The 4,976-nt window shown below is 57.3% G+C and carries 7 protein-coding genes; all 7 read left to right on the top strand.

The features are described from left to right. Positions 1–453: hypothetical protein (locus tag BGO62_RS13655; protein WP_296643474.1), on the top strand; the 453-nt coding region annotated here is incomplete at its 5' end. Positions 454–618: 165 nt separating this feature from the next. Continuing rightward, a complete protein-coding gene (locus tag BGO62_RS13650) occupies positions 619–1,665 on the top strand; it encodes a PFL_4669 family integrating conjugative element protein (protein ID WP_296643472.1) in 1,047 nt (348 codons plus the stop codon). After that, the gene (locus tag BGO62_RS13645; protein ID WP_296643469.1) at positions 1,662–2,054 is read left to right on the top strand and encodes a hypothetical protein; all 393 of its coding nucleotides are present in this window, start codon (positions 1,662–1,664) and stop codon (positions 2,052–2,054) included. Before BGO62_RS13650 ends, BGO62_RS13645 begins: the two co-directional genes overlap by 4 nt. A 64-nt stretch (positions 2,055–2,118) precedes the next feature. Continuing rightward, the gene (gene ssb / locus BGO62_RS13640; protein ID WP_296643467.1) at positions 2,119–2,505 is read left to right on the top strand and encodes a single-stranded DNA-binding protein; all 387 of its coding nucleotides are present in this window, start codon (positions 2,119–2,121) and stop codon (positions 2,503–2,505) included. 337 nt (positions 2,506–2,842) lie between these two features. Continuing rightward, entirely contained in the window at positions 2,843–3,079 is a 237-nt protein-coding gene (locus BGO62_RS13635; RefSeq protein ID WP_296643465.1) for a hypothetical protein, read from the top strand. A gap of 116 nt (positions 3,080–3,195) precedes the next feature. Continuing rightward, positions 3,196–3,570 carry a hypothetical protein gene (locus BGO62_RS13630; protein WP_296643463.1) on the top strand — a complete coding sequence of 125 codons (375 nt, stop codon included), beginning with the start codon at positions 3,196–3,198 and terminating at the stop codon, positions 3,568–3,570. After that, positions 3,571–4,976 (top strand): DNA topoisomerase (locus tag BGO62_RS13625; protein WP_296643461.1); only part of this gene is annotated, 1,406 nt, incomplete at its 3' end.

Below are 4,976 nucleotides of genomic sequence, written 5' to 3'. Positions count from 1 at the left end.
ATAAATACTCCATACCACCCCCTCCATAGCAGCCTGGAGGGGGTGGGCGTATTCGATTTCCCCAAAACCATCCGGACTGCGCCAGCAACTGCTGATCTGGAAAACCTGATCTATCCGGACAAGCTGCTTCCCGGCGAGAAACAGACCGCACGGCAGATTCTGCACGGCAGCCCCAATCCTCAACTCATCCTCGACGAGCTGGCAGGCCAGATGCAGGACGGCCACGTCAAAAATGCGATCGGCTACCTGCGAACCCTGAAAACCAGACAACAGGCCGGGACATTTGAGGCTGAGTACGCCCATCGGGTTGAAGCAGATCGAAAGCGCCGGCAGGAAATACTGGAACAGCGAAAGCGCCTGATCGTTGAGCCACAAACACAGTTTGCGACAAACCGGGATTCTGCCCGGATCAAGCTGACCGAACTGCGTCAGACCATTTGGGGAAAGAAATGACCAGAGCCACGGCTACAGGAAGTGAGGGTGATGGTAGTGCCATCACCGAAACAGGCAACCGCAAGGTGGCGCAGCAGGAAGTGAGAGTGATGGTAGTGCCATCACCGAAACAGGCAACCGCAAGGTGGCGCAGCAGGAAGTGATGACTTATAGACGGAGACTTTGATGGCAACACCGAAATCGAAAATCAAGTTCCCGACCTCGGCGGATTCGCCGTTCGAGGATGGGTACGACATTGCTGGAGAGCGAGATGCTCTGAAGGATTTAGTCGAGGCAGATGAACCGTACGAGAAAGATCCTCGTTGGGAGCGTTTTATGGATCTGCTCGAAAGGGAAGAGCGCCTGCGGCAGGAACAGGCTAATCGCCAGCAACGCCAATACGCTGACCCGATCGTTCCCGATCATGAAGCACGTGCACTGAAGGCAATCGGCAGCCTCGTTGCTGATGAGACTGATGTGATGGCAATCCATACCAAGGAGGCCTACCGACTGTTTATCGGCAGGACGCGTGATGAAAGCCCGCGCGGCTACGGAATCACCAGCGGGAAGAAGGTTGCAGCAGTGCTCCGGTCAATCTGGAATCTGTCGGCCAATGACAATCCCTATGCAGACTGGATTCTGGTGCAGGTGACGGATCGGGTCGGCGAACTGCGCCAACAGCTTGAGCATGCCGGAAAGCATTTCCAGGACGACCTGGACAAGTTGCAGGCGCGTGGTCTTCGCGTGTCCGTATTGAAGAGTCGTGCGCCAGTGGCAGTGGAACTGGGTTTCCGCAGTCCCTACGGCTACATGATCGTGGATCTGATCCTGGACTTTGACTGGTATGCGCGTGTGGTCAAGACGATGGTGCAGAAGAATCGTCTGGGCGACATCGAAGGGAAGGAAGACTTGTACCACATGACCAAACGGATTCGGGCGTTGTTCGAGTCCACCTTGCCCTATCAGAAGTATCTCCTCCGTGAGGAACTGCGCCTGCTATCCAGGAGCGATTTCCTCCCTGGCGCCAGCGATGAATCAAGAAAACGGGTTGAAGCTGCGGTAGGGATATTCGGGGCTGTGCCGCAACCGATCTTCACTGGTGAAGTGCGACCGCGTCATAGCCGTCGTCGGGCGGATGTGAGTGAGGCAGAGATGCGATTGCTGGTGGATGTGGCGCAGGGGAAAGTGGATACGGCCGGAAGTGATCTGAGCCAGGAAAACACTCTCCTATGAGCGGTTTGTCATCAATCCAGATGGATAAAAGGCCTTTTAAGGGTAAGGGAGCGGATGAGTGGTTGGCGCGGCTCCATCGTGACTACCGGAAGGTCGTATTTGAGATGGAGGAATTGTCCGAGCACTCAAAGCGTGCCGCAGGCAATGCCTGGTACGTGTATCTGCATCACCGGAAATCGACTGGGCAACGCTTCCTGATGTGGCGCAGCTTTGGCGTGAAGCATGTCCACCTGACATGGGACAGCATCCAGCCCACGCTGGGCCGAATGACACGATCACAGCAGGACTGGTTTGAGGAGGTCAATGCGGCAGTACGGTTGCTGAATGCGAAGGAGGTCGTGACCAGGAAGGCAATACGCATGGCACAGGAACTGAACATTGAGGATTGAAGCAATGAAGTGGGTACGCCACCCCCTGGCGTGGGTTTTTTAATCAACTGAAGGAGAAGAGGCAATGAGCAATGAATTTCGTGGCACGGGCAATTTGGGCGACAACCCCACGTTGAAGACCGTCCTGGTCAAGGGCGAGGATCGAAAGGTCGCAGAGATTCGGGTTTTCTTCGACGAATATAAGCCGGATGGTCAGGGCGGTTTCGAGCAGTCCGGCGGGTTCTGGATGAATGCTTCGGTGTGGGACAAGCGCGGCGAGGATGTTGCCCAGCACCTGCGCAAGGGGGCGCGTGTGCATGTCGCCGGCCGCCTGGCCGAGCAGGAATGGACAGACAAGGAATCTGGCGAAGTGCGGAAGACGATGCAGCTCAATGCCGACGATGTCTATCTGTCGCTGTCTCGTCTTGAGGAAGTGAAATTCAGGCCAAAAGCGCAGGAAGTGGGTGCTTGATGCGAACAGTCCCCTCTTTGCTGCTTTCATCAGTGCTCATGCTCAATTCCTCAGCATTTGCTGCTGAGAGTCACGAGCTGATGATGTGCAACACCTATTCGGGTGGCGGAGGTGTCAGCGTCAAGGGCAGAACCCTCAAGTGCGAAGGCGAACCGGATGCTCGCGGCTACAGTAAATACTTGACGACGAGTCTGACGGACCTGTACGGCCAGGGTTGGAGGGTTGAGTCCATGTCGGCCTACCCAGCGAGCTCGTCTGGGGAGGCGACGGTGATTTTCCTGCTGAACCGGACAACGACATCCGGCCCCGCATTACCTGCCCAGAAATAGGAGGCTTCATGAGACATCCAACCCAGCCCGAGGAAAACATGATGGCAGCGGTGCTGCTATCGGTGTCGGAAGATGCGTGCCGGCATGGGATGGGCTCGGGATGTTTTCATGGGTTCAAGTTCAAGGCCATGAGGCTTGGGCGGCGTGGTCAGCCAGGTGCAATGGCAAGAGTGAAGATTGTGGTCAGTCAGGATGGCGAGGTGATCGAATCACGCTTACTCGATGTTCTGAATGAACCGTTGTAGGCCGCGGCTGGGTTGAGTCGAGGTTATGAGCCGGCACTATTTCAACACGACGTTTGAGGGTGACTCCGTTACCGTCATCTGGCATGAGAGCAACGTTGGTTCAGGGAGGTCATGCAGTGATAGACAAGAACTGGCAGGAAATTGCCCCGGATCCCGATTGGGTGCGGCAGGAAGTAGCCCGCCTGGATGAGGCAGTCGATGAATTTGCCGATGCCATGAAGGCGAAGCTCTCGCAGAAAGCGCATGAGGGCTGGACCGGCTGGGACAAGCCTGAATCAGGCATCAAGATATGGAATGCCATGCTTGCCCAAGGCGCTGCGGTAACGCTGGCCCGTGGGCAGGAAGTGGATATTGCATATTGCCAATCTGGCGATGATGCTATGGCGGATCAATGGGAGGGTGGAATGAATCCCCTTGCGATCTTGGGCCCGATGTTTTTGGCCGTGTTGGCATCTCTCATTGATACGCCTGCGTTTTTCAGGATGGCTTGAGTGAAGCTCTACCTTTGCGAAAAACCTTCACAAGGCAGGGAAATCGCCAGCCACATCGGTGCTCGGACACGCGGGGATGGATGCATTACTGGTAACGGTGTGTCGGTAACCTGGGGTATCGGCCACCTGGTTGAACAGGCGAAACCGGAGCACTACAACCCGGCATTGAAATTCTGGGACATCGCGCACCTGCCTGTACTGCCGGATGAGTGGCACATGGAGGTGAAGCACCAGACCCGTGATCAGTACAAGATCGTCTCGAAGCTGTTGAAGCAGGCAACTGAGGTTGTCATTGCCACCGATGCCGACCGTGAGGGCGAAGTGATCGCACGGGAGCTGATGCAACTGAACGGCTACCGCGGCAAGGTTTCGCGCCTTTGGCTTTCAGCGTTCGACGATGCGTCGGTGAAGAAGGCTCTGGCAAACATCTTGCCGGGCGAGAAGACGCTGACGATGTATTTCTCCGGGATGGGCCGAAGCCGGGCGGACTGGCTGGCCGGGATGAATCTCACCATGGCCTTGACCAAGGCGTTCGGTGCCGGCGGCAAAGACGGAACCTTGCATTGTGGTCGTGTGCAGACGCCTGTGCTGGCTTTGGTGGTGCGGCGCGAACGGGCCATCGCCGCGTTCGTTCCAAAGTCGCACTTCGGGGTCAATGCGACCTTTCTGATGAACGGAGCATCCGTACCGATGGCCTGGGTTGCGCGAGCGGTGCTGCTCGACGATGAGGGGCATCTCGTCGACCGCGGAAGTGCAGAAGCGGTGGTCAAGCAGGTCGCAGGGCAGGCCGGGAAGGTGAGCCTTGTCGAGACGACACAGGAACGCGAAGTCGCGCCGTTGCTGTTCAGCCTGGGATCGCTTCAGCGGGAGGCCTCGGCGCGCTTCGGTATGAAGGCGCAGGCCGTACTCGATGCTGCGCAGGCACTTTACGAGAAACACAAGGCGACATCGTATCCACGAACGGATTGCGAATACCTGCCGCGCTCGATGCTGGCCGAATCGAAAGAGACGCTGCAGGCTATCGCCGGAGCGAAGCCCGAGCTGGCAACACTGACCACGGTTGCCGAGTCGGCGCTCAATGGTGCCGATGAGCGTTCCCGGGGCAGGGCCTTCAACGACAAACAGATCACTGCCCACCACGCGATCATTCCGACGCGAAACCCGAACATCGATGTGTCGGCCATGACGCCGACCGAGCGGACAGTCTTTGACATGGTTTGTCGACGGTATCTGGCGCAATTCCTGGGGGATTACCAGTACAGCAAGACGGTGATCGAAGTGATCTGCGAGGCAGAGAAATTCAGGGTGAGCGGCAAGACGCCGCTGGTCCCCGGCTGGCGGCAGACCCTGCCCGAGGCGACGAAAGCACCCACGGACAAGGACGATGACCAGGAGGAGGCGGTAAC

It is taken from the genome of Thiobacillus sp. 65-1402 (genome assembly GCF_001897685.1).
GTDB lineage: Bacteria > Pseudomonadota > Gammaproteobacteria > Burkholderiales > Thiobacillaceae > Thiobacillus.
This window is presented reverse-complemented; position numbering and strand designations above follow the sequence as displayed.